23 protein-coding genes are annotated in these 24,832 nt (G+C 60.9%); 15 read left to right on the forward strand and 8 right to left on the reverse strand.

Annotated elements, in window-relative coordinates; genetic code table 11:
• Nucleotides 1–26 precede the first annotated feature (26 nt).
• The 3 genes from ligA to FY550_RS04295 all read left to right on the forward strand — a co-directional run bounded on the left by ligA (nucleotide 27) and on the right by FY550_RS04295 (nucleotide 2,750).
• The gene (gene ligA / locus FY550_RS04285; RefSeq protein ID WP_070975920.1) at nucleotides 27–2,087 is read left to right on the forward strand and encodes an NAD-dependent DNA ligase LigA; all 2,061 of its coding nucleotides are present in this window, start codon (nucleotides 27–29) and stop codon (nucleotides 2,085–2,087) included.
• Nucleotides 2,080–2,355 carry a YheU family protein gene (locus tag FY550_RS04290; protein WP_070975922.1) on the forward strand — a complete coding sequence of 92 codons (276 nt, stop codon included), beginning with the start codon at nucleotides 2,080–2,082 and terminating at the stop codon, nucleotides 2,353–2,355. The genes ligA and FY550_RS04290 overlap by 8 nt, the downstream gene beginning before the upstream one ends.
• Nucleotides 2,356–2,489: 134 nt before the next feature.
• Nucleotides 2,490–2,750: a hypothetical protein gene (locus tag FY550_RS04295; protein ID WP_070975925.1), complete on the forward strand. Its 261-nt coding sequence runs from the start codon at nucleotides 2,490–2,492 to the stop codon at nucleotides 2,748–2,750.
• A gap of 83 nt (nucleotides 2,751–2,833) precedes the next feature.
• Here FY550_RS04295 and FY550_RS04300 read toward each other — a convergent pair whose 3' ends face one another.
• Complete coding sequence (locus FY550_RS04300) at nucleotides 2,834–4,150, reverse strand: 2-hydroxycarboxylate transporter family protein (protein ID WP_070975927.1); 1,317 nt, start codon at nucleotides 4,148–4,150, stop codon at nucleotides 2,834–2,836.
• A gap of 255 nt (nucleotides 4,151–4,405) precedes the next feature.
• Here FY550_RS04300 and FY550_RS04305 point away from each other — a divergent pair, with 255 nt between their 5' ends.
• The gene (locus FY550_RS04305; protein WP_070975930.1) at nucleotides 4,406–5,998 is read left to right on the forward strand and encodes an ATP-binding protein; all 1,593 of its coding nucleotides are present in this window, start codon (nucleotides 4,406–4,408) and stop codon (nucleotides 5,996–5,998) included.
• A gap of 43 nt (nucleotides 5,999–6,041) precedes the next feature.
• Complete coding sequence (locus FY550_RS04310; protein ID WP_199287849.1) at nucleotides 6,042–6,773, forward strand: response regulator; 732 nt, start codon at nucleotides 6,042–6,044, stop codon at nucleotides 6,771–6,773.
• On the opposite strand, the gene mnmC is transcribed toward FY550_RS04310, so the two are convergent.
• From mnmC to FY550_RS04325, 3 genes are all read right to left on the reverse strand, one after another.
• A complete protein-coding gene (gene mnmC, locus FY550_RS04315; RefSeq protein ID WP_084387906.1) occupies nucleotides 6,774–8,801 on the reverse strand; it encodes a bifunctional tRNA (5-methylaminomethyl-2-thiouridine)(34)-methyltransferase MnmD/FAD-dependent 5-carboxymethylaminomethyl-2-thiouridine(34) oxidoreductase MnmC in 2,028 nt (675 codons plus the stop codon).
• 219 nt (nucleotides 8,802–9,020) lie between these two features.
• On the reverse strand, nucleotides 9,021–9,320 hold the full coding sequence (locus FY550_RS04320; protein WP_070975935.1) for a YciI family protein: 300 nt from the start codon (nucleotides 9,318–9,320) through the stop codon (nucleotides 9,021–9,023).
• Nucleotides 9,317–9,907: a septation protein A gene (locus FY550_RS04325; RefSeq protein WP_149054380.1), complete on the reverse strand. Its 591-nt coding sequence runs from the start codon at nucleotides 9,905–9,907 to the stop codon at nucleotides 9,317–9,319. The genes FY550_RS04320 and FY550_RS04325 overlap by 4 nt, the downstream gene beginning before the upstream one ends.
• Before the next feature lie 119 nt (nucleotides 9,908–10,026).
• Here FY550_RS04325 and FY550_RS04330 point away from each other — a divergent pair, with 119 nt between their 5' ends.
• On the forward strand, nucleotides 10,027–10,992 hold the full coding sequence (locus tag FY550_RS04330) for a PHP domain-containing protein (protein WP_139148607.1): 966 nt from the start codon (nucleotides 10,027–10,029) through the stop codon (nucleotides 10,990–10,992).
• The gene (locus FY550_RS04335; protein ID WP_070975937.1) at nucleotides 10,989–11,609 is read left to right on the forward strand and encodes an L-threonylcarbamoyladenylate synthase; all 621 of its coding nucleotides are present in this window, start codon (nucleotides 10,989–10,991) and stop codon (nucleotides 11,607–11,609) included. The genes FY550_RS04330 and FY550_RS04335 overlap by 4 nt, the downstream gene beginning before the upstream one ends.
• A gap of 44 nt (nucleotides 11,610–11,653) precedes the next feature.
• On the opposite strand, the gene FY550_RS04340 is transcribed toward FY550_RS04335, so the two are convergent.
• Nucleotides 11,654–12,655: an ion transporter gene (locus FY550_RS04340; RefSeq protein ID WP_070976141.1), complete on the reverse strand. Its 1,002-nt coding sequence runs from the start codon at nucleotides 12,653–12,655 to the stop codon at nucleotides 11,654–11,656.
• 56 nt (nucleotides 12,656–12,711) lie between these two features.
• Nucleotides 12,712–13,605, reverse strand: coding sequence for a CYTH domain-containing protein (locus tag FY550_RS04345; protein ID WP_070975940.1), 894 nt, complete (start codon nucleotides 13,603–13,605; stop codon nucleotides 12,712–12,714).
• 101 nt (nucleotides 13,606–13,706) lie between these two features.
• Here FY550_RS04345 and FY550_RS04350 point away from each other — a divergent pair, with 101 nt between their 5' ends.
• The 3 genes from FY550_RS04350 (at nucleotide 13,707) to argA (ending at nucleotide 17,118) form a co-directional block, all read left to right on the forward strand.
• Nucleotides 13,707–14,387 (forward strand): TIGR00153 family protein, encoded by a 681-nt coding sequence (locus FY550_RS04350; RefSeq protein WP_070975942.1) that lies wholly within the window; start codon nucleotides 13,707–13,709, stop codon nucleotides 14,385–14,387.
• A 47-nt stretch (nucleotides 14,388–14,434) separates the two neighbouring features.
• Nucleotides 14,435–15,700: an inorganic phosphate transporter gene (locus FY550_RS04355; RefSeq protein WP_149054381.1), complete on the forward strand. Its 1,266-nt coding sequence runs from the start codon at nucleotides 14,435–14,437 to the stop codon at nucleotides 15,698–15,700.
• A gap of 107 nt (nucleotides 15,701–15,807) precedes the next feature.
• Nucleotides 15,808–17,118: an amino-acid N-acetyltransferase gene (gene argA / locus FY550_RS04360; protein ID WP_070975944.1), complete on the forward strand. Its 1,311-nt coding sequence runs from the start codon at nucleotides 15,808–15,810 to the stop codon at nucleotides 17,116–17,118.
• A gap of 65 nt (nucleotides 17,119–17,183) precedes the next feature.
• Here the strand turns inward: argA and FY550_RS04365 are convergent, their stop codons facing one another.
• A complete protein-coding gene (locus FY550_RS04365; protein ID WP_139148608.1) occupies nucleotides 17,184–17,423 on the reverse strand; it encodes a hypothetical protein in 240 nt (79 codons plus the stop codon).
• A 515-nt stretch (nucleotides 17,424–17,938) separates the two neighbouring features.
• On the opposite strand from FY550_RS04365, the gene FY550_RS04370 reads away from it, so the two are divergent.
• From FY550_RS04370 to FY550_RS04385, 4 genes are read left to right on the forward strand one after another with little or no spacing between them, the layout of a single operon-like run.
• Nucleotides 17,939–19,429: a HAMP domain-containing sensor histidine kinase gene (locus tag FY550_RS04370; protein WP_070975948.1), complete on the forward strand. Its 1,491-nt coding sequence runs from the start codon at nucleotides 17,939–17,941 to the stop codon at nucleotides 19,427–19,429.
• 7 nt (nucleotides 19,430–19,436) lie between these two features.
• On the forward strand, nucleotides 19,437–19,976 hold the full coding sequence (locus FY550_RS04375) for a hypothetical protein (protein WP_070975950.1): 540 nt from the start codon (nucleotides 19,437–19,439) through the stop codon (nucleotides 19,974–19,976).
• A 43-nt stretch (nucleotides 19,977–20,019) separates the two neighbouring features.
• Nucleotides 20,020–21,360: a two-component system response regulator GlrR gene (gene glrR / locus FY550_RS04380; protein WP_070975952.1), complete on the forward strand. Its 1,341-nt coding sequence runs from the start codon at nucleotides 20,020–20,022 to the stop codon at nucleotides 21,358–21,360.
• Between the two features lie 24 nt (nucleotides 21,361–21,384).
• Nucleotides 21,385–21,729 (forward strand): hypothetical protein, encoded by a 345-nt coding sequence (locus tag FY550_RS04385; protein ID WP_149054382.1) that lies wholly within the window; start codon nucleotides 21,385–21,387, stop codon nucleotides 21,727–21,729.
• 167 nt (nucleotides 21,730–21,896) lie between these two features.
• Here the strand turns inward: FY550_RS04385 and xseA are convergent, their stop codons facing one another.
• A complete protein-coding gene (xseA, locus tag FY550_RS04390) occupies nucleotides 21,897–23,228 on the reverse strand; it encodes an exodeoxyribonuclease VII large subunit (protein WP_070975957.1) in 1,332 nt (443 codons plus the stop codon).
• A 132-nt stretch (nucleotides 23,229–23,360) separates the two neighbouring features.
• On the opposite strand from xseA, the gene guaB reads away from it, so the two are divergent.
• On the forward strand, nucleotides 23,361–24,827 hold the full coding sequence (gene guaB / locus FY550_RS04395; RefSeq protein WP_070975960.1) for an IMP dehydrogenase: 1,467 nt from the start codon (nucleotides 23,361–23,363) through the stop codon (nucleotides 24,825–24,827).
• The last annotated feature ends 5 nt before the right edge of the window (nucleotides 24,828–24,832 follow it).

Raw genomic sequence — 24,832 nt, forward strand, 5'->3', positions numbered from 1 at the left:
CGTTGTGATCAGATTACAGGACGTCGATGAGCCAGCGTGACGATGACACGGCCCGCGAAGCTGCCCGGCTACGCCGCGAGCTGGAAGAGGCCAATTACCATTACTATGTCGAAGATGCGCCCGTTATTCCCGATGCCGAGTTTGATCGCATGCTGCGTCGGCTTCAGGAGATCGAGGCCGAGCATCCTGATCTGGTAACGGTCGATTCGCCGACTCGGCGTGTCGGCGCGCCACCTTCCGAGGGTTTCCCGGAAGTGCGCCATGCGATCGCCATGCTGTCACTGGATAATGCCTTCAATCATGATGAGGTGCGCGCTTTTGCCCGACGGGTGGCCGATCGGCTCGAGCGTGATCCGGAAACGATCGATTTCTGCTGTGAACCCAAGCTCGACGGCCTGGCAGTGTCACTCGTCTATGAACAGGGTGTGCTGGTACAGGGCGCGACGCGAGGCGATGGCCGCACGGGGGAAGGCATCACGGCCAATCTGCGGACACTGAAATCGATTCCGCTACGCCTGCGTGGCGAACATCCGCCCGAGTTGCTGGAAGTTCGTGGTGAGGTCTACATGTCGCATTCGGGTTTCGAGCGGCTCAATGAGCAGGCTCGCGAAACCGGCGGCAAGGTGTTCGCCAACCCGCGCAATGCAGCAGCTGGAAGCGTGCGTCAGCTTGATCCGCAGATCGCTGCCTCAAGGCCGCTGGAATTCTGTGCCTATCAGGTAGCGCGGATCGATGAGGCGCGCTGGGAGAGCCTGCACTCGGCACAGATGCACGGTCTGCGTCAGCTGGGCTTTCGTACCAGTCCGGCCCTGGAGGTGGTCACCGGTGCCGAAGGCCTGATCGATTTCTGTCAGCGTTTGGGCGAAAAGCGCGAGACGCTTGATTACGACATCGATGGCGCTGTCATGAAGGTCGACGACTACCGTTGGCAGCGTGAACTGGGCTATGTCTCCCGCGCGCCGCGCTGGGCGATGGCGTTCAAGTTTCCCGCCCAGGAGCAGACCACCACCATCAACGATGTGCGTTTTCAGGTGGGACGAACCGGTCGATTGACGCCGGTGGCCGAACTCGAGCCGGTGCAGGTAGCCGGTGTTACGGTCGCCAACGCCTCATTGCACAACATGGATGAGATTGCCCGTCTTGATGCGCGCATTGGCGATACCGTGATTGTGCGTCGTGCCGGCGATGTCATTCCTCAGGTGGTTCAGGTCATTGTTGAAAAACGCCCACAGCAGACCCGGGCGATCGAAATGCCCGCCGAGTGTCCGGTCTGTGGCTCACGGGTTGATCGTGCGGAGGGTGAAGTCGATGCCATTTGCAGCGGTGGACTCTTCTGTCCGGCGCAGCGCAAGGAGTCGCTCAAGCACTTTGCCAGTCGTCGTGCGCTCGATATCGACGGTCTGGGTGACAAGCTGATCGACCAGCTGGTGGAGCTGGAGTGGGTCAAAACACCGGCCGATCTGTTCCGGCTTGAGGTGGCGCGCCTGAGCGAACTGCCACGGGTAGCGGAGAAGTCTGCGACCAATCTGGTCAATGCCATTGATCGATCCCGTCAGACGACGCTGACACGCTTTATCTTCGCGCTGGGCATTCCTGAAGTGGGAGAAGCCACGGCGGGCGCGCTGGCGGCTCATTTCGGTACGCTCGAACGTCTGATGGCCGCTGATGAAACAGCATTGACCGCCGTGTCGGATATCGGTCCCATCGTCGCGTCGCATATCCACGCCTTCTTCGCCGAGCAACACAATCGCGACATTATCGACGATCTGCGCCGGATGGGCGTGACCTGGGAGGAAGTCGAGATCATTGATCGGCCGCAGCCGCTGGCGGGCCAGACCTGGGTATTGACCGGTACGCTCGAAGCGATGACTCGGGATGAGGCGAAGGCGCGACTGACGGCGCTGGGAGCAAAGGTCAGCGGTAGTGTCTCGAAGAAGACGCACGCCGTGGTGGCAGGTCCGGGTGCAGGCAGCAAGCTGGAGCGGGCTCATGAACTCGAACTGACGGTTTACGATGAAACTGAATTTCTGACCTGGCTCGAGGCGATCGAGCAGGGCGAGGGAGACGAGGAGGTGCGTGATGAGTGAGGGGCGTTTCATCGAGGTGCCCGCGCGCATGCTGCCAGCGGACACGCTGGAGCGACTGCTGGCCGAATTCGTCACCCGTCAGGGGTATGACACCACCGACACCGAGCAGGGGGAGCGCGGCTGGATCGATAGCGTCCGACAGCAGCTCGATCGCGGTGAACTGCTGATCGTGCATGATCTGCAGACCGAGTTTACCGAAGTGATGACACTTGAGCAGTGGCAGCGTTTCGGCCGTCAGCTCGCCGATGATGAAGAGGAGGGTGAGTAGCCCTTGAACGTACGTGTTTGAACTCGGTTCGGAAATTTCGTTACCGTAAGGCTGTAACGGCATGTGACTGTTTTTTTCTGCAGTCACTGCCGGATGTGATATCGGCCTTTGAGTGCGGCAACGAGAGGTTTTCGATGCAGTACCGCAGAGTCATGGCGGTTGGTCGTGATGACCAGGGCAGTATCAGCCGATTGTGCAATTTTTCCACGCCGTGGGTACTGGTCACCAGTGTGCAGGCGATCCGCGACATCGAAGCGGGGCACTGTCAGTACTATATTCAGGATGATCATGGGCTTTCGAATCTGATCGTCGTACGCAATGAGCAGGGCTGCCGATTGCAGACTGATCCGGCTGGCGAGTCGCGCAATACCCTGGCGAATCTTCTGAAGTGCTGAACTGAATTTGATAACGCCATGTAAAAGGCCCGCCGGTGATACCTGCGGGCCTTTTTCGATCACCTGTTGCGACCAGGGTGCCCTCAGGCGAACAGCAGAGGCACCATCAGGCTCGAGATCAGCAGGATCAGTGCACCGCCCAGCCGCGATGAGATCTGGGCAAAGGGCATCAGCTGCATTCGACCGGCAGCAGAGAGCACGGCGACATCACCGGTACCGCCCATGTTGGCCATGCAGAGACCGGCCGTGATCGCCGATTCGATCGGATAGAAGCCGACCAGCTTGCCCACCAGGCCCGCGCCGAAAGCAGCGCCTGCGACCACGGCAAAAACGATCAGCACATAGGTGATCGAGATGGCATCGATGACCTGGCCCAGATCGGTGTAGGCAATACCGATGCCGAACAGCAGCGCAAAGGTCCAGTTTCGTGCCACGAAACGGAACCACTGGGCGGCGGATTCGTTGAGGCTGTCGGGCAGCAGGCCGAGGATCTTCACCAGCGCCACGAGAATGATCATCAGCGCGTAGGGATGCAGCGGAATGAAACTGCCAATGATTTGCCCGCAGACAAAGAAGGACAGGGCGGCCACCAGACCGACGCCCAGACGGCCGATTTCCGGGGTGGATTCGCTGTCATCGATTTCCACACCCGGCATCATTTGTCCATTGCCGGTGAGCTGCGGTGCACGCTTGCCCAGGCCGTTGAGCAGGCCGCCAATGATAATGGCAAAGACATTCCCCAGCGCCAGTGCCGGTACCAGAATCGAGATGTAATAGCTGGCCGGTTGACCCAGCAACTGCTCGTAGATCTGGCTCATCGGCACGGCGCCGGCGCCCATGCCGCCGCCCATGATCGGCAGGGTGATCACTACGACCGCATCCTGTACCGAGAAGCCCAGCAGCCAGCCCACGGTAATGGCGAACAGGCAGGCAAACAGCACCGCGCAGATCAGTGGAAGCGCAAAACGGGCGCCGACCTTGACCAACACCTTCGAGTCCATGCCGAGGATGCTGCCGGTGATCAGGGCCGCAATATAGAAGTTGAGAAAGCCGCCACCCTTCATGAAACCGGTGACGTTGTCCACGACCCCCTGGGGGAGGGCGTTGACGTAGACCAGTGCCGCAGCACCGAAGATCGCCAGAATAGCGCCGCCGCCAAGATAGCTGCGAATAATCGGCAGTCGATCACCGACGAATCCCAGCAGTTCACCCAGCAGCATCATGATCAGCAGGGCACCGATCATGCCGGTAGGCAGGGTGTTGGTCACCATCGAGACGATCAGAACGCCGACGGCGATGGCAAACAGGGGCAGCGGCAGACCGAATATTCGGGTCGAGGCCAGACCGCTGGTAGCGGTATGCTGCGTGCTGTGCGCAGCGTGAGTCGACGAATCGCTCATCACGATCTCTCCTGAATTCCGGTCACACGAGCGAGCCGGAGGTGAGCTACAAGCATTGAAAGGTTCGGTGCTGCTCTCCGGCGATCGGACGTCGGGTTAGCGCACGACGGCGAGGATAAGGAATCGGTGGGGCTGGAACAGGATTGGATAAATTGACAAAGTGTTTTGTAATTAAAGAAATCGAATGATTGTTGTTCATCACAATGTCTGCCTCGGTGGGAATACCACCAAGGTCTCAGCGTTTCGGGAGCCAGCATGAGGTTTCGGCGCCAGCGCATACGGCTCGGCGTGCTGGCCGCGCTGCTGTCATTTTCGATGATTGTGGCGTCGCTGCTGCTGGCATGGTGGCTGTTCAGCGATCAATTGTGGGATACCACGCGGCGCCTTCAGGGCAATCGGGTCGAAGATCTGGCCACGACCCTGGCCGAGACCACGAAAGTACGCCATGCCCTGACAGGGACGACAACCTTCTCCGTTGACTCCCCGCTGCAGCAACACATGGAGGCTCTGCGCGAGCGGCTGGGGGTGGATTTCATCGTGGTAATGACACCCCGGTCGTTGCGGCTGACTCACCCCGATCCCTCCCGAATTGGTCATCACTTTCGTGGTGGCGATGAAGGGCGGGCGCTTGCGGGAGAGCGTTATGTCTCGACCGCCCAGGGAACCCTGGGCGCCAGCATTCGTGGGTTTGCACCCGTGTACGATCACGCGAATCGGGTTATCGGTGCGGTCTCGGTAGGCGTGACCCAGTCCCGATTGGCACCGCTCAAGGCTTCGTCCCGTCAGCAATTGCTGGCCTGGCTGACCATGATTCTGATCCTGGGAGGAGGGGGCGCCGCATGGCTGGCACGAACCATCAAGCGCCGCCTGCTCGATATGGAGCCGGACGATATTGCCCGACTGGTGGCCGAGCGCCGCGCCATGCTTGATGCCATGCACGAAGGGGTGGTGGCCATGGATGCCGAGCGTCGAGTGACCCTGATCAATCCAGCGGCGCATCGGCTGCTGGCCGAAGCTGGCGCCCGACCGCTTGAAACAGGGCAGCAGATCGATCCGCCCTGGGAGGAGAGCGCCGAAGCGGAATCGGGTGTGGATGTACGGCTTCGATTGGGCGGCGTGCAGTTTCTGGGCAGCCACCGGCCGATGTATCGAGAGCGTCATCAGGTCGGTACGGTCATGACCTTTCGCGACAGCGGTGAGCTTCAGGGACTGGCCGAGGAACTGACGGGTGTGCGTCGCTATGCCGAGGCGTTGCGCGCCAGCACTCATGAGTTCAAGAACAAGCTGCACGTCATGCAGGGGCTGGCGCAGCTGGGTGATCTGGCGGCGCTGCGTCATTATCTGCATGATCTGGTCGAGCATCGTCACGCGGCTTCGGCCTCGGTGGTGGAGCGTGTCCGTGAACCGATCCTGGCCGGTTTTCTGCTGGGCAAGCAGAGTGAGGCGCGCGAGCGCAATATTACCCTGACGCTGGTTGCGGAAGGCGCCATCCCGGCTGCTGCCGATAGTGCAACAGTCCATGCCCTGGTGAGCATCATCGGTAATGTGCTGGAAAATGCCTTCGAGGCGCTGACGACTCGCGAGGCCCCCATGGTCGCCATGCACATGGTGCTGGAGGACGATACCCTGTCGCTTGCCATCCAGGATAATGGCACAGGCATGACGGAAACCACCCGCCAGCGCATCTTCGATCAGGGCTTTTCCACCCGGGGAAAACAGCGTGGTCTGGGATTGAGTCTGGTGCGGGATCAGATCGAAACCGCTCAGGGTGAGATTGCCATCTACTCTTCGCCGGGTGAGGGAACGCTGGTAGAGATTACCTTCCCTTATTCTGCGGGTAGCGGGTAATGAAACGGTGCCGCTCTTGTTGGCGCCAGAATGGATGAAAGGAATGCGGGTACTGATTGTCGAAGATGACCCCATGGTCATGAAACTGAATATCGACTATCTGGCGCGGCTGGATGGCATGCAGCTGGTCGGACGCTGCAGCGATGTGACCACGGCGCGCGTGGTGCTCGAACGCGAGACGGTTGATGTGGTGCTGCTGGATATCTATCTCGGTCATCGCAGCGGCCTGGAAATCGTCAACTGGCTCCGTGCACGCCAGGCCGATACCGAGATTGTACTGATCACGGCGGCCTCGGAGCCCGATACCGTGCGCGAGGCGCGCCGGCTGGGCGTGACCGATTATCTGGTCAAACCCTTCGAGTTCCGACGTTTTCGCGAGGCACTGGAGACCTGTCGTCAGCGTCGTCGTGCGCTGGAGGAACTGTCTGGCGAGGTCGATCAGCGCTCGCTGGATGCGCTGTTTCGTGCCGAGGGGGCGGGCGCTTCCGGACGCAGTGGTGGTCTGCCCAAGGGTTTGACCCTGCACACCCTGCGCCAGGTGGTGGCGGCCATCCTGAGTCTCGAGTGTGATGAGTTTTCCACCGAAACACTGGCCGAGTCTGCCGGCATGTCCCGGGTATCAATCCGCAAGTACCTCAAGTATCTCGCCGGGCGCAGTCTGCTCAGCGAATCCTTCGCCTACGGCCAGGTTGGCCGCCCTTCCTTTGCCTATCATCGCCTCGATCCCGAGGCACTCCGGCAACTGCTCGACGAGCGATCTCCCTTCGAGCGCTGATTACCGGTTGCGGATCAGATCGCGGATCAGCCGGCGGCCGGGATGGACATGATCGACCAGTTCGCGCTCCAGCGGCATCGGCTCGCGACACAGCCGTGATGCCAGCATTTCGGCGGCCAGTGGCGCGCTGACCAGCCCGCGCGAGCCATGTCCGGCAGTAATCCACAAGCCGGGGAGACAGGCGCCGGGGGTGGCAGGGACACGGGTCGCATCACGGCGTAATAGCGCATAGTCGTGTTGCCAGCGCTCGGCTTCCGGGATCGGACCGATCCAGGGGGATTTGTCCGGGGTGGCACACCGGATGCCCACCCGCGCCTCGGGAGCGCGCGATTGCAGGCGTTGCGCCAGCTCTGGCAGGGCGGCGGCGAGTCGTTCGAGATTATGATGATGATCGGCCTGGCGGGGGCTGAGCGTCCGATCGTGAGGGGCAAAACTGGCACCAATGCTCTGGACGCCGTTCAGCGCCGGGGGGGTATACCCCTCGGCGCAAACGACGCAGCGGGGCGATGCGGCCAGGGCTTCGTCATCCAGGTAAAATTCGCTGACCTGACCGCGGATATACTGAATCGGCAGCCAGGAGGAGGAGATGAACGTTTCCAGGTGGTCGGCACAGGCCAGTATGACCTGATCGAACTCGGCTGTGGTGCCATCCTCGAGACGCAACTGCCACGCGGCACTGGTTCGTGCAAGCGCACTGACCCGATGAGCGCGATGGTGCACGCCCGGTGTGGTCATCAGCGTGTGGCAGAGGGCGCCAGGCGCCACCCAACCGGCGCCGGGATAGTAGAGTGCGCTGTTGACGCTGTCGGCCAGTGTGACGCCGGCCAGTGTTTCAGCCTGCTCACGATCGACCCGCGTCAGTAGCGCCTCGGGCAGGCCGAACGCTTCGATGCTGCGGCGCTGACGCTCGGTTTCCTGCCCGGTTGTGGCCAGCTGCAGCAATCCACAGGGCTGCCAAAGCGTGTGGTGGGGATCAAGACGCTCGAGGAAGTTGATCGCGTACTGCAGGGCAGTGAGATAGAAGCGACTCTGCGCATTGACCTCGGCGGCCAGGCGAACATACAACGCCCCTTGTCGATTACCCGAGGCGCCGCTACCCGGTGGGTGAGGGTCGAATACGGTGACCTGACGACCGCGTCGAGCCAGAGCGTGAGCGGTGGTGGCGCCGGCGAGTCCGGCGCCGATGATGGCAATGCGCGAGCCCTTTTTGGCAGCTTGCGGTGGCTGGTACCAGGGGGTTGCAGCGCGTCCGGGCTCGATGGGCGCGGCATCGGCGCTGGACAGGCTCAGATGACCGCTGAGCATTTCGCGCTTGCGCCCGAAACCGGGGACCTTGCGGCATTCGAAACCTGCGGCAGTCAATCCACGGCGCACGCTACCTGCACAAGTGAAAGTGGCCAGGGTGGCGTGAGGTCGACTGGCGGTAGCCATCGCCTCGAACAGGGCGGTTTGCCACATCTCAGGGTTCCGCCCCGGCGCAAAACCATCCAGAAACCACGCATCCACGCGACCGTCCAGGCCGGTCAGCATCTCGCTGGCCTCGCCGAAGTGAAGATCCAGAGTGACACGCTCGTCGAGCAACAGACGGTGTACACCTTTCACTGGTGACGGCCACTGTTGCATCAGCCGCCCTGCGGTTTCCGCAAGCGAAGGCCACACCGAGAGGGCCTGTTGCAGGGCAGCAGATGTGAAGGGATGCTTCTCTACCGAGATGATATGCAACCGGGCTTCGGGGGGAGCGTGAGCGACAAAACAGTGATAGGCGCACAGGACATTGAGCCCGCTGCCAAATCCTGTCTCTCCGATCACGAAGGGGCGATCTTCGCGCCACTGTTCGAACCGTTTGACAAGATTGTTGTGGTGGATAAAAACGTGTTCGGTCTCTTCGCGGCCGCCTTCCCGGGAGAAGTAGACATCATTGAAATCAATATCGAAGGGCGCCTGTTCGCGCCATTCGAGGCGTGCGGGTGTCAGCCCCAGCGAGTATGGAGAGGCGGCATGGCGGGCATGATGGCTGTTATCGGTCACGTTGGTGGGTCATCGAATGGAAATGGAAAATTCACGAAGCTGTATAAAAAATGACCAGATCGGAGAGAGCGCCGATTCATCACGGCTGTGCCGACATGTGCTCGCAGATTTCACAGGGTTATCCACACAGGCTGTGAGTAATCCACGAGCCCGGTCGAATACCGCCTCGAGACGGCCGCAGCGCAGCCGGCTCGAGTGGCATGGGAGGGGGCTCCCGGCTCAGGGCATAACCCGTTTGAAGGGCTTGACGGTCACGCTTTCATAGACGCCGGCGGCGACATAGGGATCGGCATTCGCCCACTGTTGCGCGGCCTGGAGTGATTCGAACTCCGCCACCACCAGGCTGCCGGTAAAGCCGGCTTCGCCGGGATCGTTGCTGTCCACCGCTGGCAGTGGCCCGGCCAGTACCAGACGCCCTTCGTCGCGCAGTTGCTCAAGGCGAGCCACATGATCAGGACGAGCCTGCTGGCGCAGGGGGGTGGAGTTTTCCACATCAGTGCTGTAGATGGCGTACATCATGGCTGATCTTCCTTGCGGGGTGAGGGGCGCTGATCATCGCTTGCGCCATTGCCGCCATCACGGGGCAGATGGCGGGCCAGATAAACGCCCTGAATCAGAATGAAGAGCAGGGTCAGACCCAGCATGCCGAACAGCTTGAAGTCGACCCAGACTTCTTCGCTGAAGTTCATGAACACGAAAACGTTAACCGCGCCCATGACAATGAAAAAGGCGACCCAGGCGAGGTTGAGGCGCATCCATACCGGCCGCGGGAGCGTCAGGTTCTTCTCCATCATGCGCTGGATCAGCGGTTTGCCACCGATCAGCGGTGACAGCAGAAAGGCCGCGGCAAAAAGCCAGTTGACCACGGTCGGTTTCCACTTGATGAAGGCACCATCACCGAGCAGCACGGTCGCGCCTCCCAGCAGGATCACCAGCGCCAGGGTGATCAGATGCATGCGCTCCACCTTCCGATAGCGCCACCAGGTAAACAGCACCTGAGCAATGGTGGCCGGAATCAGGACCGCGGTGCTGATCACGATGTCCTTCGTCCACTGATAGACGAGGAAGAACACCGCAATCGGCAGAAAGTCGACGAGCATCTTCATGCGCAGGCTCCAGCAGGACAGGGAGTGCGAGCGTTGACCCCGGACAGGGCAGCGCGCACCATAAAGGCCTCATTCTGACAAAGACGCTCACCCGCGTCATGCCAATGCCGTTGACTGCCATGTTTACTTCAGCCGGTGCTCAGGCTGCTACCGATGACTCATCCAATGCTCTGCCCGAGCGCATTGGCGATGCAAGCGGCATTGATCTGCATCTGCATTCCACTGCTTCTGACGGGCGTCTCACGCCCGAAGCGTTGATGCAGCTCTGCCATCGACGTGAGCTGCACACCGTGGCGGTCACCGATCATGACACCGTAGCCGGTCTTGATGAAGCACACCAGGCAGCGCAGCGTCTGAACCTGACGCTACTGCCTGGCGCCGAACTGTCATGTCGTTGGCGCGGCATTGGCATTCATGTCGTGGCATTGCTGCCCGGGGCGCCCGGTAGCGTGCTGGAAGCCGGCCTGGCGCAGTTGAGCGAGGCACGCCATCAGCGTGCGGCGGTTATTGCCCAGCGGCTGGAACGGGCCGGTCTTGATAGTGCACTTGAGCGAGCTCGCGAGCAGGCTGGTAGCGACCGTCCACTGGGACGACCCGATTTTGCCCGGGCGCTGGTTGAGGCCGGACTGGTGGCCGATCTGCCAGCCGCCTTCAAGCGCTACCTGGGCGCCGGTCGACCCGGCGATGTCAAAACCCACTGGCCTGAGCTGGCCGACGTCGTCGACTGGATCGTGCGCGACGGCGGAGTAGCCGTGCTGGCACATCCACTGCGCTATCGACTGACACGCCGCAAGCTGACCCAGCTGCTCGATGATTTCGCTGCAGCCGGTGGCGAGGGTGCCGAGCTGGTCAGCGGTTATCAGAACGAGCAGCGCACCCATGATCTGGCCGGTTTGCTCGAACGGCGAGGGCTGTATGCCTCGCTTGGCAGTGATTTTCATTATGAAGGTGGCGCGCTGGCACCCGGCACGCTGGGGCCATTGCCAGCCAGTGCTGTTGCCCCCATCTGGCAGCATCCGAAACTGAGCGATAAGCTGAAACAGTCGGCCTTCGAATCGCTGCCAACCACAGGGAGTGTGTCATGAGTCAGTTCTTCCGGATTCATCCCGAAACGCCGCAGAAGCGGCTTATCCAGCAGGCTCTGGAGATCGTGCGACAGGGCGGCGTGATCGCCTACCCCACCGATTCCGGCTACGCGCTGGGATGTTCACTGGGAGAAAAGAAAGCCATCGAGCGCATCAAGTGGCTGCGCTCGCTCGATGATCGGCACAATTTTACCCTGGTCTGCCCTGATCTCTCGGCCATTGGCACTTATGCCAGGGTCGATAATGCCGTTTTCCGGTTGCTCAAGGCATACACGCCAGGACCTTATACCTTCATCCTCAATGCGACCACCGAGGTGCCGCGCCTACTGCTGCATCCCAAGCGTCGCTCGATCGGCGTGCGCGTGCCGGATCATCCCATCGCCCGAGCACTGCTGGAAGCCCATGATACGCCGCTGATGAGCGTAACGCTGATTCCAGCCGGGGAGGAGTGGCCGATGACCGACGCCGAAGAGATCAGAGAGCGCTTCGGAGTACATCTCGACGCTGTCATCGATGGCGGTGCCTGCCATCTCGAGCCCACGACAGTGGTGGATTTGCGCGAACTGCCACCGCAAATCGTGCGTGAAGGGCGCGGGGATACCACGCCATTTCGCTGATCATCATCTGAAACAAGGCAAAATGATGGAAGGGCGAGACCGTTTCATGAGGTCTCGCCGTCCTCTCCCTGGTCATGCGGCGCATCGCGGCGCTCCTGCTCGAGTGTCTTGCGCTCGTTTTTCAGGGCTTCGCTTTCTTCCTTGAGTCGAGCACTTTCCTTCTCCAGCTTCTCGCGCTCCTTTTCCTGCGCCTCGAGATTGGGATCATCGCTGTCCTCATCGAGCCAGGTGCCACAGAAACGACAGTATTTGGCATCGCGTTCATGCCCTTCGTGTCCGCAACCCGGGCAGGCTTCCTCCGAATAGCGTTCGCGGCGGATGGAACGCATGACTTCAGCAGAAAAAACCCCCGTCGGCACTGCCAGGATCGAATAGCCGATGACCATCATCAGCGCGGAGATGAACTGTCCCAAAGGGGTGACCGGGGCGATATCGCCGTAGCCGACTGTAGTGAGTGTGACGATGGCCCAGTACATCGAGCGAGGGATGCTGGTAAAGCCGGCTTCATGCGGTTCGATCAGGTAGATGATGGCGCCGAAGATGGTCACCAGCGCCATGACCATCACCAGAAACATCAGAATCTTCTGACGGCTGCGCTTGAGCGCTTCCATCAGCATGTGGCCCTCGCCGACGAACTCCATCAGGCGCAACACCCGGAACAGGCGCATGATGCGCAGGATGCGTACCACCAGCAGGGACTGGCCACCGGGGATCAGCAGCGACAGCCATGACGGCAGAATGCTGAGCAGATCGATGATGCCGTATAAACCACGGGCGTAGCGCAGAGGACGATCCAGACAATACAGCCGCAGCAGATACTCGACGGTGAACAGGCCGGTGAACCCCCATTCGATGACGGCAAACCAGTAGCCATAGCGAGCATTCAGGTGGGGCACGCTATCGAGCATGACCACCAGGACGCTGAGCAGAATCGCCGCGATCAGTACCAGATCGAAGCCCTTGGCCAGCGGGGTATCCGATTCGAAGATAATCTGAAAGATCCGGGCGCGCAGCGAGCGATGCTCCGGTCTGGATGAGTCGGTCAAGGCATTCTCCGCAAGCTTCAACCACCCCGGCATGAGCACCGGAGTGGTCAGGTGGATCAGGCGGCCGAAGCCGAGGCGCGCAGGTGCGACAGCAGCATCAGGGAGAGCCGGCCGAACTCGCTGTCGAGCCACGCTCGCTGATTCAGATGACTGGCCAGTCGAGCGGCCAGGGTGGCCAGCGCCGGATCATCATGTCGGGTCAGCGACTCGAAAGCACGGCGTGCAGTGAACAGGTAACGGGTTTCACCGGTGTCCTGCCAGGCATCAAGGGCGGTCAATGCCCGTTCCAGGCAGTGCTCTGGTGAGTCGAGCTGACACTCTGGCAGAGGCCAGTGCTGTTCGCGCAGAGCAACCGCACGTTCGGCCTTGCTGGTATTGGAGGGGCGCATCGGTACCGAGTCTGCCAGTGCTTCGGCCAGTTGCCAGAGCAGGGCAGGCTCACTGCCGCGCAATTCCAGCTCGAGTTCGAAGATGGGCGTGCGATGCTCACCGGCCACGATCTCGCCGCGATCGAAAGCGACCTCTACCGCGTTATTCGTATCCAGCGGTAACTGCCAGACATGCCGCTCGAAGTCGGTTCGATAAACCGGAACCAGGGCCTCCCGAACCGATGCCTGTTCGAACACCGGCAGACCGAGTCGGGCAAGCCCCTCGGTATCGAGACACTCCTCGTCACGCGGCCATTCCCACTCGCCACGTTCGTGCAGGCCGCCCTGTCCCTGACCGGCGGTCTTGACCGTCTGTACGATCCGATCCCCGTCGCGGCGCAGGCGCAGCGCCACCCGTGCCTTTTCCAGATCCCGCTCGGGCGTATCGAAATAGGTATTGGCCAGCTGGTGTACGCTGGCAGTCATATCGGCCAGCCGCGGATGGGCGGGCAGCAGCCGTTCGGCATCGGCGCCGAGAGCAAACTTGAGCTCGATTTCCCGGGGAGAAGCAGTATTTAACATGGCAATTCGATCATCGACCGCAACAAGGATGAATTTTTCATGACGAAGGCCACACACATTTATATACTGGCGCAGCCATTTTCAACGCGACAGACGTCAACATGGTGACCTCCAACCCTTTTTCGGCGCTGTTTGGTCGATCGCCCTTCCAGCCATTGCTGGAACACATCGACAAGACTACCGAGTGTGCCGATCTGCTGCTTGAATTCTTCGAAGCGGCCCATGAGTCGGACTGGAGCAGGGCGACCGAGCTGCGCAATCGTATCAGCGATGGCGAGCACGAGGCGGATGAACTCAAGACCCGCATTCGTCTCAACCTGCCCAACAGCATGTTCCTGCCTGTCTCCCGTTCCGACCTGCTGGAACTGATCAGCGTTCAGGACAAGATAGCCAACAAGATCAAGGATGTGGCGGGTATCATGCTCGGCCGGCAGATGCAGTTGCCGGACAGTATGGTAGGCCCGGTGCGGGAGTATCTCCAGACCGCAGTGGCCACGGTACATCAGACGCGCCAGGCGCTGGCCGAGCTGGATGATCTGCTGGAGTCCGGCTTCGGCCGCAATGTCTCCGAAATGCTGAATCATCAGATCCGTGAACTGCATCGACTTGAGCATCTCGCCGACGATCAGCAGGTTGTGGTGCGTCGCCAGCTGTTCTCGCTGGAAAACGAGCTGCCTCCGGTCGACGTCATTTTCCTCTATCAGATCATTGACTGGATCGGCGAAGTATCCGACCGCGCCGAGCGTGTCGGCAGTCGTCTGCAGATCCTGATGGCCCGTTGAGCATAATGCTTCACGGCAAGCCAGTTGTTCGATAAGCGAAATCTCACATGACCATCATTGCGCAGCACGGCGAGCTCTTCGTCATCCTGGCCTGTCTGTTCGGCTTTTTCATGGCCTGGGGGGTTGGCGCCAACGATGTCGCCAACGCCATGGGGACATCGGTGGGCTCAAAGGCCATCACCATCCGCCAGGCCATCCTCATTGCCATCGTCTTCGAATTTCTCGGTGCCTGGCTGGCTGGCGGCGAAGTTACCTCCACCATCCGCAAGGGCATCATCGACCCCGATCTGCTCAAGAGCGATCCCCAACTGCTGGTCTATGGCATGCTGGCATCGCTGCTGGCCTCGGCCATCTGGCTGATGGTGGCATCACGCAAGGGGTGGCCGGTTTCCACCACACACTCCGTGGTCGGCGCCATTGTCGGCTTCGCTGTCGCCGGACTCGGTCCCGGCTCCGTGCACTGGACTGCCATTGGCCAGATTGTCTCGAGCTGGCTGACATCTCCGTTACTGGCAGGCGTGATCGCCTATCTGCTGTTTCGCTCGATTCAGCGCCTGATCTTTGAAAACGACGATCCCTTTGCGGCCGCCAAGCGTTATGTGCCGGGCTACATGTTTCTGGTGGGCTTCATCATCGCCATGGTGACCCTGCTCAAGGGGCTGAGCCACCTGGGCCTGCCACTGGGCTTTGGCGAGAGTCTGCTGCTCTCGCTGGGTATCGGTGCCGTGGTGATGCTGATCGGTATCCTGCTGGAACGGCGTATCGGGCGCACCAAGAAGAGTGACGATCGCTTCAGCTTCTCCGGGGTCGAGCAGATCTTCGGTGTCCTGATGATGTTCACCGCTTGTGCCATGGCCTTTGCCCATGGCTCCAATGATGTCGCCAATGCGGTCGGGCCGCTGGCAGCGGTGGTCAGTGTGGTCGCCCACCAGGGCAGTGTCGGGGCATCGGCCGAACTGCCATGGTGGATTCTGATTCTTGGCGGGGGCGGCATTGTTGTCGGACTGGTGACCTATGGCCACAAGGTCATTGCCACGGTGGGTACCGGCATCACCGAACTCACACCCTCGCGTGGTTTTGCGGCGACCCTGGCAGCGGCGACCACAGTGGTGCTGGCTTCCGGCACAGGCTTGCCGATCTCTACCACGCATACGCTGGTGGGCGCTGTCCTCGGCGTAGGACTTGCCCGAGGGATGCGTGCCCTCAATCTGCGAGTGCTGGGCACCATCGTGATCTCCTGGCTGGTCACACTACCGGCTGGCGCAGCACTGTCGATCGTGTTCTTTTTCATGCTCAAGGGCATGTTCGGCTGATCTGCCCGACATGGGAAGCGATGCTGCGCCTCATCATGGGGGCGCGGCATCGGGCTGCTGGCTGATATAGTCATGGTCCTGCCTCTCAGTAGCGCTCGGAGCTTCCCTTGGATACCGCCTTTCCCTTTGCCGACTGGTTTCGCAACTCTTCTCCCTATATCGATGCGCATCGTGGTCGCACCTTTGTCATTCTGGTCGAGAGCGAAGCCCTTGCAGATCATGAGCAGAGTTCGCTGATTCAGGATCTGGCTCTGCTGCATACGCTGGGGGTGCGTCTGGTACTGGTCTTCGGGGTGCGCGAAAGTACAGCGCAGGCTCTGAGCGTGGCCGGTATCGTGCCGCGTCGGCACCAGCAGCAGGTAGTGATCGATGATGCGGCCATGGCCGTGATCGAACGCGAGATTGCCCGACTGCGTCTGCTGATCGAAGCTCGGCTATCGCCAGGGCTGCCCAACTCTCCATTACATGGCATGGAAATCAACGCCCTTAGCGGCAACCTTGTCATGGCGCGTCCTGTCGGTATTCGCGATGGGGTCGATTTTCAGCATGCCGGCGAGGTGCGCCGGGTCCGTGCTTCTGCCATACGCGGTCTGCTCGAACAACAGGCCGTCGTGATACTGCCGCCACTGGGTTACTCCAGTACCGGCGAGGTCTTTGATCTCGATGCCGCCGAGGTGGCGCGCGAAACCGCCATTGCCCTGGAAGCTGACAAGCTGATCCTGCTCGGCCATGCGGCCGGTCTGCATGATGCCCGGGGCCGACTTTGCCATCAGCTCACGCCGGGTGAAGCGAATGCGCTGGAGGAGAGCGTCAATCCGCCTGCCGAGCTGCGGCGCCATCTGCACATTGCCTGCGAGGCTGCGCGTCAGGGCGTGGGGCGTACGCACCTGGTCAGTTGGCAGGACCGGGATGCACTGCTCGGCGAGCTTTTCACCCGTGACGGGGTGGGCACCATGATTACCCGCGAACGGTATGAGCAGGTACGTCCCGCCCGACTCGAGGATATTGGTGGGCTGCTGGCGCTGCTGCAGCCACTCGAGGCTCGCGGCGTACTGGTCACCCGTTCGCGCGAGCGGCTGGAGCAGGATATCGAGGATTACATCGTGATCGAGCGCGACGGCATGGTGATCGGCTGCGCCGCGCTGCATCCCTTCAGCGAGGCCGGCAGTGGTGAGCTGGCCTGTGTCGTTGTTCATGACAACTATCGTGGTGGCGATCGTGGCAACCTGTTGCTGAGTGCCATCGAGCGTGAAGCGCGTCGTCAGGGGCTCAGTGAGCTGTTTGCGCTGACCACCCATACGGCCCACTGGTTCTTCGAGCACGGCTTCGTTGAGGGAGAGGTCTCGACATTGCCCGAACGACGACGAGTGAGTTGGAACCCTCAGCGCAATTCCCGGGTGCTGGTACGCCCGCTATAGCACTCTGTTGGGAGCAGCTTCGGTGCCTGTTCTGATCGTGTCGCTCTGAACTGACATGTCCGATGCTATTGTCGCTTCCGAGCGACGCGCTTAATTAATTGATTTTCAGGTTTTTTTAAATTTTCCTGATGAATTGGTGTCGCCAAACGGCAACGCTTTTCGGCTTGCTCATGGCTATCGACGTGGCCTTTATCAAGTTGCGCGCGTTCGGATGAGCTGCTGCCTTTTATAAGCCCTTGTTTTGTAATGTTTTTCAGATTAATGGCACGGCTTTCGCTATAAGTGTAGGTGAGCGATAAGGCCATGAGCGTCGGCCTTGATGGGCAGCAGAGCGGTATCCTCCTCCCTGTGTGTTATCGATTCTGCTGCTCACGCTCCACGTGATGTGTATCGGTGAGTGATGAGGCGCCGCCGAGCAAGGCAAGGAATGGCGCGACCAGGCAAGGACGCCTGGGCATGGATGCCCACCCCGAAAGGGGATGAATATGAAAGCGGCGCTTGAGTGTGGCGCTTTCTACCGAAGAAGCCTGCGGATGATGCCCGTCATCCGGGCATGGTGGAAAACCTGGCTGTCAGTTTTCGCCATGTTGGCTTCGGATCCTTCGGGATCCATGGTGGCAAGGTACCTCTCCGGCCAGGCGGAGGCGGGAAATGTCACCACTTGACCCTTCAGTTCCCTGCGTACTTATGGGCCGGCTCTCTGCCGGCCCTTTTTTTATGCGCTTTTCAAGTCACCGATAAAGCGGATAGTGTATCCCGACTCTGTTATGCTGTGTTTATTCGTTACATTGTTTATCACACTGCCTGCCGGAACATGCCCATGACCTCCAGGGTTTCCCGCCGTTGGCGTCCACGCTCCCTGTTGCAGTTGGTAATCGTGGCCTTTTTCATGGTCATGCTACCGATCGCCGTACTGATCTTTCAGGCCGGCCAGGGGCTCTCGGAGCTCTCCCGACTCTCCGAGGTCAGCGCTCGGCAATCCGTCGATATTACTCGCCGTGCCCGTATGCTCAGCAGTCTTGCCACCGAACTGGAGCGCAGTGCCCGCCAGTATGCGGTGGTTGGTGATGTCAGCCTGCTGGGAATCTATAGCGACAAGCTCAATCGCTACAAGATACTGCTCGATGAGCACAGCCAGCTGATGCCCAACAATCCTACTATTGATGCCATTCGTGCCGAGCTGGGCGCCATGGGCTTTCTGGCCGGCTCACCCTCCAGTACCTGGCAGGTGAGGCTCAACGAGTTCGACTTCTTTTCCGCCAATACCGATGCGCTGGTCGAACAGACCCGGCAGCTGGTCGACAACCGGATCGATGTGATTCAGGCGCGCTCCCGCGATATTCGTCAGCATCTCTGGATGCAGACTCTGGTGCTGGTCTCGCTGTCGCTGCTGCTGATCCTGTTCTTTACCTGGCGCATCATCCGCCCGATCCGACAGCTCGAGCGGCGTATTCTGAGCATCGGTAGTGGCGATGAGCCGGATTCATCCGAGCTGATGCCGGGGCCTGCTGAACTGGTTCAACTGGGGGAGCGGCTCTCCTGGCTCTCCGAGCGGCTCAAGGAGCTGGAAGCGCAGAAGCAACAGTTTCTGCGCCACATGTCGCACGAACTTAAAACACCGCTGTCCAGTATTCGTGAAGGTGCCGGGCTGCTGGCTGATGGCATTGTCGGCGAGCTGACGCCACGTCAGCGAGAGATCGTGCTGCTGCTGGATGACAGCAGCCAGGAGCTGCAGACGCTGATCGAGCAGCTGCTCGATTACAACCTGCTGCAACACAATCGGCGGCTGACCATTACCCGGTTTGATGTGGCCACGGTCGTGCACGAAGTCGTATCACGTCATCGTCTCGCACTGGAACAGAAGGGCGTGAGCTGGGAGGTCCAGCGGGCGCCGGTTTACTGGCAGGCCGACCGCGTTCGCACCAGTCGCATCCTCGATAACCTGGTTTCCAATGTGGTCGCCTATGGCGAGGATAACGGCCGGTTGTGGATTCGGGTCGAAGCCCGCAATGAGCATCTTGTCGTGGAAGTGGCCAATACCGGTGTACCGATTGCCGAAAACGATCGACCACACCTGTTTGATCCTTTCTATCAGGGTGGGTCGCAGCGCAAGGGGCCACTCAAGGGGTCCGGCATCGGATTATCAGTGGCGGCCGAGAGTGCTCGTGCCCAGGAGGGTGAACTGGCACTGGTGGAGGACCCGCTGGAGCAGGCGGAAGTCTGTTTCCGGCTGACGTTGCCGTGGTTTCAGGTTGAAGACAAAAACAGTGCCGCCGATCGTGAAGGGGCGGCCTTGTCCCACAAGGGTTGAACGAGACATGAACTATCGCTGTCTACCCTGGCTTATCGCGCTGACACTGTTGCTGGGCGGATGCCAGATCGAACAGGAAAAACAGACCGCCGGGATACAATGTTACACCCACGGTATCCCGACGCTGGTGGATAATGCCTGCATGCTGCCGACCTGGGTGGCCTTTGGCCTCAAGTCGCAGACTGCCGATAAGGATTGGCGCGATCAGGTACTGGAATACATGGATGGCGATACGCTGCGCGAGAAGCTGGTGCGTGCCACGGCATTGGCGTGGGGAGACCCCGAGCACTGGAGCGAAGCGAACCGCCTGTTCGAGGACAATATCGATCATGCGCCGGCGGATATTCGCCCGCTGCTCGAGCAGTGGCAGGGTGAACTTGAGCTGCGTCGTCACATGCAGGCCAACAGCCACCAGCGAGGGCAGAATACTGCCGAGCTGAAGGCACGGATCGATAAGCTCAAGGCAGAAAACGATCGCCTCAGTGCGAAACTTGACGCGCTGACCGCCATCGAAGAAAGCATGAATCAGCGTCGGAGCTCGCCCTGACATACCGGGCCCGTACGCTGCGAGGGCCGTCAAGGAGTATGGAGTGAAAGCAGCGCATCTACTGCTGGTTGATGATGACGTGAGTCTGCTCAGACTATTGAGCATGCGTCTGGAGAGCCGTGGTTTTAGGGTGACTACGGCAGAAAGTGGCAGGGAAGCGCTGAACTGCTTCGAGCGGGACCGCCCCGATCTGGTACTTTCCGATCTGCGAATGGATGAAATGGATGGGTTGGCCCTGTTTCACGAGATTCAGGATCGTCAGCCCGGCCTGCCGGTCATCATCCTGACCGCTCACGGCTCGATCCCCGAGGCGGTAAGCGCCACCCGCCAGGGCGTTTTCGGTTTCCTGACCAAGCCCATCGATCGCCAGGAACTGTTCAACTTCGTGGATGAAGCGCTGGCTCAAACGCCCGGCGCTGCCACCGCAGAGGACAGCTGGCGTGCCGAAATCATTACCCGCTCCGATATCATGGAGCAGGTGCTGGAGCAGGCCCGCCTGGTGGCCGGCAGCGATGTCAGCGTGCTGGTCAGTGGCCCGTCCGGTTCCGGCAAGGAATTGCTGGCCCATGCCATTCACAAGGCCAGTAATCGGCGCAATCATCCCTTTATTGCCATCAACTGTGGGGCACTGCCCGAACAGCTGCTGGAGAGCGAGCTCTTTGGACACGCGCGAGGCGCCTTCACCGGTGCGGTCAGTGCGCACGAAGGGCTCTTCCAGGCGGCTGATGGCGGCACCCTTTTTCTTGATGAGATCGGCGATATGCCGCTGACGCTGCAGGTCAAACTGCTGCGAGCGTTGCAGGAACGTCAGATTCGTCCGCTGGGCAGCACCCGCAGCATAGCCGTGGATGTGCGAATCATCTCGGCGACCCACCGCGACCTTGATGCCGCCATGAAAGCCGGCGACTTTCGCGAGGATCTTTACTACCGCCTCAATGTGGTCAACCTGCGCCTGCCCCCGCTGAAGGAGCGGGCCGAAGACGTGCCGTTACTGGTCAAGCACATGGTGAGTCGCATTGCCGAGCGCCACAATGCTTCGGTGCAGGGCTTCTCTCCTGAAGCCATCAATCTGCTGGCGACTCGCAGTTGGCCGGGCAATGTGCGTCAGCTGTTCAATGTTGTCGAGCAGTGCGTGGCGCTTTCCGGTACGCCGATCATCCCCCGTGCGCTGGTCGAGCAGGCACTGGCATCGGATGAAAATGCGCTACCTTCCTTCAACGAGGCGCGCGCCGGTTTCGAACACGGCTATCTGGTCAAGGTGCTCAAGATCACCGAAGGCAATGTGACCCAGGCTGCCCGCATCGCCGGGCGTAACCGTACCGATTTCTACAAGTTGCTCAGCCGTCATGACCTGGACCCGGCAAGTTTCAAGGGAAAGGGATAGGCCTGGTTCGCGCGGACGTTTCTTGTGGAGGCTTCACTTAATGGCGCTGTCGTGAAGCTTCATGGGGTGATCATGGGGGAAGTGATGCGCGTTATCATGCCAACAGACAATGTCCATGACGCTGTCGATGCGGTCAGGCAGCACGGCTTTGCCGCCATTGAAGGCACCCAAACGCAGGCGGTGCCTTTTTGTCGACGGCTGGAAGAAGCATTGGCACCTTACGACGATATCGAGCCAATCACATCATTCCAGTGTGTGGCCAACCGCGGGTATCTGTATCTCGTCGTGGATCTGAACTGCCATGACAGTGGCAGTCAGGCCTTCAAAAGGCGAATTGAGCAGCTGGATGCCGCTGATCCGGGGGCTTGAGAGTCAGTCGGGACTCGAGAACTCACACGGCTATCTGGCCGGATAAACGTTGAACGCCTCGGTCTTGCTCACTTTCGCCGGTGCCCACCGCGAAGAGAGCGAGATGCGGGTCTGAAGCCGCGAGGCAGTCCGCACCTCCTGAGCGCAGGACCGCACAGCTGGAGGGGCTACTTCTTCAGTCGCCGCTTCACTTCCAGTTTGAGCCGACCCTCGCCCAGCCGTGCGGTAAGCGTTTCGCCCGGTTGGGTGTCGTGGGCACGGCGTACCACGCTGCCACCATCCTGTTCCAGAATGGCGTAGCCGCGCTCCAGCACACCCAACGGACTGACCGCATTGAGCGCACGGGCGCTGGCCTGTAGCCGCTGACGCTGAGCGCTGACAGTGCGGGTAGTGGCACCTTCCAGTCGCCGATTCAGACCTGTCAGTCGGGTACGCGCTTCCTGCAGCGCCCGCTCGGGAGAGTAGGCGCGCAGACGCTGTTGATCGTGGGTGAAATGTTCGCGCTCTCGGACCAGGCGCTGGGTCATCGCTCGTTGGGCCCGCTGCTCCAGGCGTGAGAGCTGCTGGCGCTGGGCTTCCAGCCGCTCGCCGGGGTGGCGCAGCCGTGCTCGTGCATGGTCGAGTCGCTGCTGGGCCTGATCGAGCTGGTAGCGGCCGGCGCGTTCGATACGCTGATTCAGCACATTCAGACGATGCCGCAGGTCCTGCTGATCCGGCACCAATCGCTCTGCTGCTGCCGAGGGAGTAGGGGCGCTGACATCTGCCGCGAGATCGGCCAGGGTCGAATCTATCTCATGCCCGACCGCACTCATCACCGGAATCGGACTGGCATGGATCGCGCGCATCAGCGCCTCATCGTTGAAGCACCAGAGATCCTCCAGACTGCCACCGCCGCGGGTCATCAGCAGCGCATCAAAACGGCCATCCCGGGCCGCGGCTGCCAGTGCCCGGATCATCGCAGGCGCCGCCTGATCACCCTGCACCGGTACCGGCAACAGGCTCACTTCGAGCAGCGGCCAGCGCGCCTTCAATACGGCGAGCACATCGCGAATCGCTGCCCCGCTGGCGGAGGTGATAATGCCCAGCTGACGCGGCGGAAAGGGCAGGGGACGCGCATTGGCGAATACCCCTTCGCCATGGAGCTTCTGTTTCAGCCGCTCCAGCGCGGCCAGCAGCGCGCCGCGACCGGCCTCCTGAACCGCTTCAACGATCAATTGATAGTCGCCGCGCGGCTCGAACACCGACACTTTTGCCCGTACCCGTACGTGATCGCCTTCACGCATCGGTGCGGCGACAAAACGGGCCCGATTGCGAAACAGCGCGCAGCTGACCTGAGCGCGATCGTCCTTGAGGGTAAAATAGAGATGCCCCGATGAGGGACGCGAAACGCGCGAGAGCTCACCCTCTACCCAGATCTCCCCGAAATTGCGCTCCAGCGCCTGACGCGCCTGACGATTGAGTTCGGAGACGCTCAGCGCGGTGGTGGCGGCTTCGGCCATGCAAGGCTCCCTGGGTGACGGGCGACTGAAGGAATATGAAAGAGCACATTGTACGACCCGCCAGGCAGCGTTAAAATATGCGATTAACTTTCCCCGCCTGTTCGTACAACTCGCTCAGTGGACGCCTGTCATATGCTGCGTATAGCCCAGGAAGCGCTTACGTTCGACGACGTATTACTCGTTCCCGGATACTCCGACGTCCTGCCGAAGAACGTCAGCCTTCGCTCCCGCCTCACTCGTAACATTACCCTCAACATTCCGCTGCTCTCCTCTGCGATGGATACCGTGACCGAAGCTCGCCTGGCGATTGCCATGGCGCAGGAAGGCGGTATCGGCATCGTGCACAAGAGCATGTCGATCGCCGCTCAGGCCGCCGAGGTCAAGAAGGTCAAGAAGCACGAGAGCGTGATCGTCAAGGACCCCGTCACCGTCAGCCCGCAGGCCAAGCTGCAGGACCTGTTGACCATGGCTGACGAGTACGGCTATTCCGGTTTCCCGGTGGTCCAGGGGGAGACCCTGGTCGGCATCGTGACCGGACGCGACATGCGCTTCCAGCCGGATCACAGCGACAGTGTCGAGGCGATCATGACCCCGCGCGAGAAGCTGGTGACCGTGCCCGAAGGGACGCCGCTTGATCAGATCAAGACCCGGCTGCAGGAAAACCGCATCGAGAAGATGCCGATCGTCGACGATCAGTTCCGCCTGCGCGGGCTGGTGACGGTGCGCGATATCGAGAAGGCGCGCACCTATCCCCACGCTGCCAAGGACAGTGACGGCCGCCTGCTGGTTGGCGCTGCTGTCGGCACCGGCCCCGAAACGCCGGATCGCATCCAGGCACTGGCCGAAGCCGGGGTCGATGTCATCGTGGTCGATACCGCCCACGGCCACTCCGCCGGCGTGATCGATCGCGTGCGCTGGATCAAGGAGCACTTTCCCGAGGTGCAGGTGATTGCCGGTAACGTTGCCACTGCGGATGCTGCGCGCGATCTGGCGAAAGCCGGCGCGGATGGGATCAAGGTCGGTATTGGCCCGGGTTCGATCTGCACCACCCGGATTGTCGCCGGGGTGGGCGTGCCGCAGATCACCGCGGTTTCCGAAGTGGCCGATGCACTGCGCGAACTGGATGTGCCGCTGATCGCCGATGGTGGTATCCGCTTCTCGGGTGATATCGCCAAGGCGATTGTTGCCGGCGCCCACTGCGTGATGATCGGTGGCCTGCTGGCCGGCACCGAAGAAGCGCCGGGCGAGGTCGAGCTTTACCAGGGCCGTACCTACAAGGCGTATCGCGGCATGGGCTCGATGGGCGCGATGTCGCAGACCCAGGGCTCCTCGGATCGCTACTTCCAGGACAAGTCCGAAGGTGTCGAGAAGCTGGTGCCGGAAGGTATCGAAGGCCGCGTGCCCTACAAGGGGCTGATGAGCGCTATCGTTCACCAGCTGATGGGTGGCCTGCGCGCCTCGATGGGCTACACCGGCTGCCACGATATCGACGAGATGCGCACCAAGCCGCAGTTCGTGAAGATCACCGGCGCGGGCTTTGCGGAGTCGCACGTGCATGATGTGCAGATTACCAAGGAGGCTCCCAACTACCGGAGCTGATCAGG

Source organism: Kushneria phosphatilytica (assembly GCF_008247605.1).
Classification (GTDB): Bacteria; Pseudomonadota; Gammaproteobacteria; order Pseudomonadales; family Halomonadaceae; genus Kushneria; species Kushneria phosphatilytica.

Excerpts from the sequence above, each read along its gene's own strand:
- ligA (WP_070975920.1), top strand. The coding sequence starts at position 27 with ATGAGCCAGCGTGACGATGACACGGCCCGCGAAGCTGCCCGGCTACGC.
- FY550_RS04290 (WP_070975922.1), top strand. The coding sequence starts at position 2,080 with ATGAGTGAGGGGCGTTTCATCGAGGTGCCCGCGCGCATGCTGCCAGCG.
- FY550_RS04295 (WP_070975925.1), top strand. The coding sequence starts at position 2,490 with ATGCAGTACCGCAGAGTCATGGCGGTTGGTCGTGATGACCAGGGCAGT.
- FY550_RS04300 (WP_070975927.1), bottom strand. The coding sequence starts at position 4,150 with ATGAGCGATTCGTCGACTCACGCTGCGCACAGCACGCAGCATACCGCT.
- FY550_RS04305 (WP_070975930.1), top strand. The coding sequence starts at position 4,406 with ATGAGGTTTCGGCGCCAGCGCATACGGCTCGGCGTGCTGGCCGCGCTG.
- FY550_RS04310 (WP_199287849.1), top strand. The coding sequence starts at position 6,042 with ATGCGGGTACTGATTGTCGAAGATGACCCCATGGTCATGAAACTGAAT.
- FY550_RS04320 (WP_070975935.1), bottom strand. The coding sequence starts at position 9,320 with ATGATGTACGCCATCTACAGCACTGATGTGGAAAACTCCACCCCCCTG.
- FY550_RS04325 (WP_149054380.1), bottom strand. The coding sequence starts at position 9,907 with ATGAAGATGCTCGTCGACTTTCTGCCGATTGCGGTGTTCTTCCTCGTC.
- FY550_RS04330 (WP_139148607.1), top strand. The coding sequence starts at position 10,027 with ATGTTTACTTCAGCCGGTGCTCAGGCTGCTACCGATGACTCATCCAAT.
- FY550_RS04335 (WP_070975937.1), top strand. The coding sequence starts at position 10,989 with ATGAGTCAGTTCTTCCGGATTCATCCCGAAACGCCGCAGAAGCGGCTT.
- FY550_RS04345 (WP_070975940.1), bottom strand. The coding sequence starts at position 13,605 with ATGTTAAATACTGCTTCTCCCCGGGAAATCGAGCTCAAGTTTGCTCTC.
- FY550_RS04350 (WP_070975942.1), top strand. The coding sequence starts at position 13,707 with ATGGTGACCTCCAACCCTTTTTCGGCGCTGTTTGGTCGATCGCCCTTC.
- FY550_RS04355 (WP_149054381.1), top strand. The coding sequence starts at position 14,435 with ATGACCATCATTGCGCAGCACGGCGAGCTCTTCGTCATCCTGGCCTGT.
- FY550_RS04365 (WP_139148608.1), bottom strand. The coding sequence starts at position 17,423 with ATGGCCTTATCGCTCACCTACACTTATAGCGAAAGCCGTGCCATTAAT.
- FY550_RS04370 (WP_070975948.1), top strand. The coding sequence starts at position 17,939 with ATGACCTCCAGGGTTTCCCGCCGTTGGCGTCCACGCTCCCTGTTGCAG.
- FY550_RS04375 (WP_070975950.1), top strand. The coding sequence starts at position 19,437 with ATGAACTATCGCTGTCTACCCTGGCTTATCGCGCTGACACTGTTGCTG.
- xseA (WP_070975957.1), bottom strand. The coding sequence starts at position 23,228 with ATGGCCGAAGCCGCCACCACCGCGCTGAGCGTCTCCGAACTCAATCGT.
- guaB (WP_070975960.1), top strand. The coding sequence starts at position 23,361 with ATGCTGCGTATAGCCCAGGAAGCGCTTACGTTCGACGACGTATTACTC.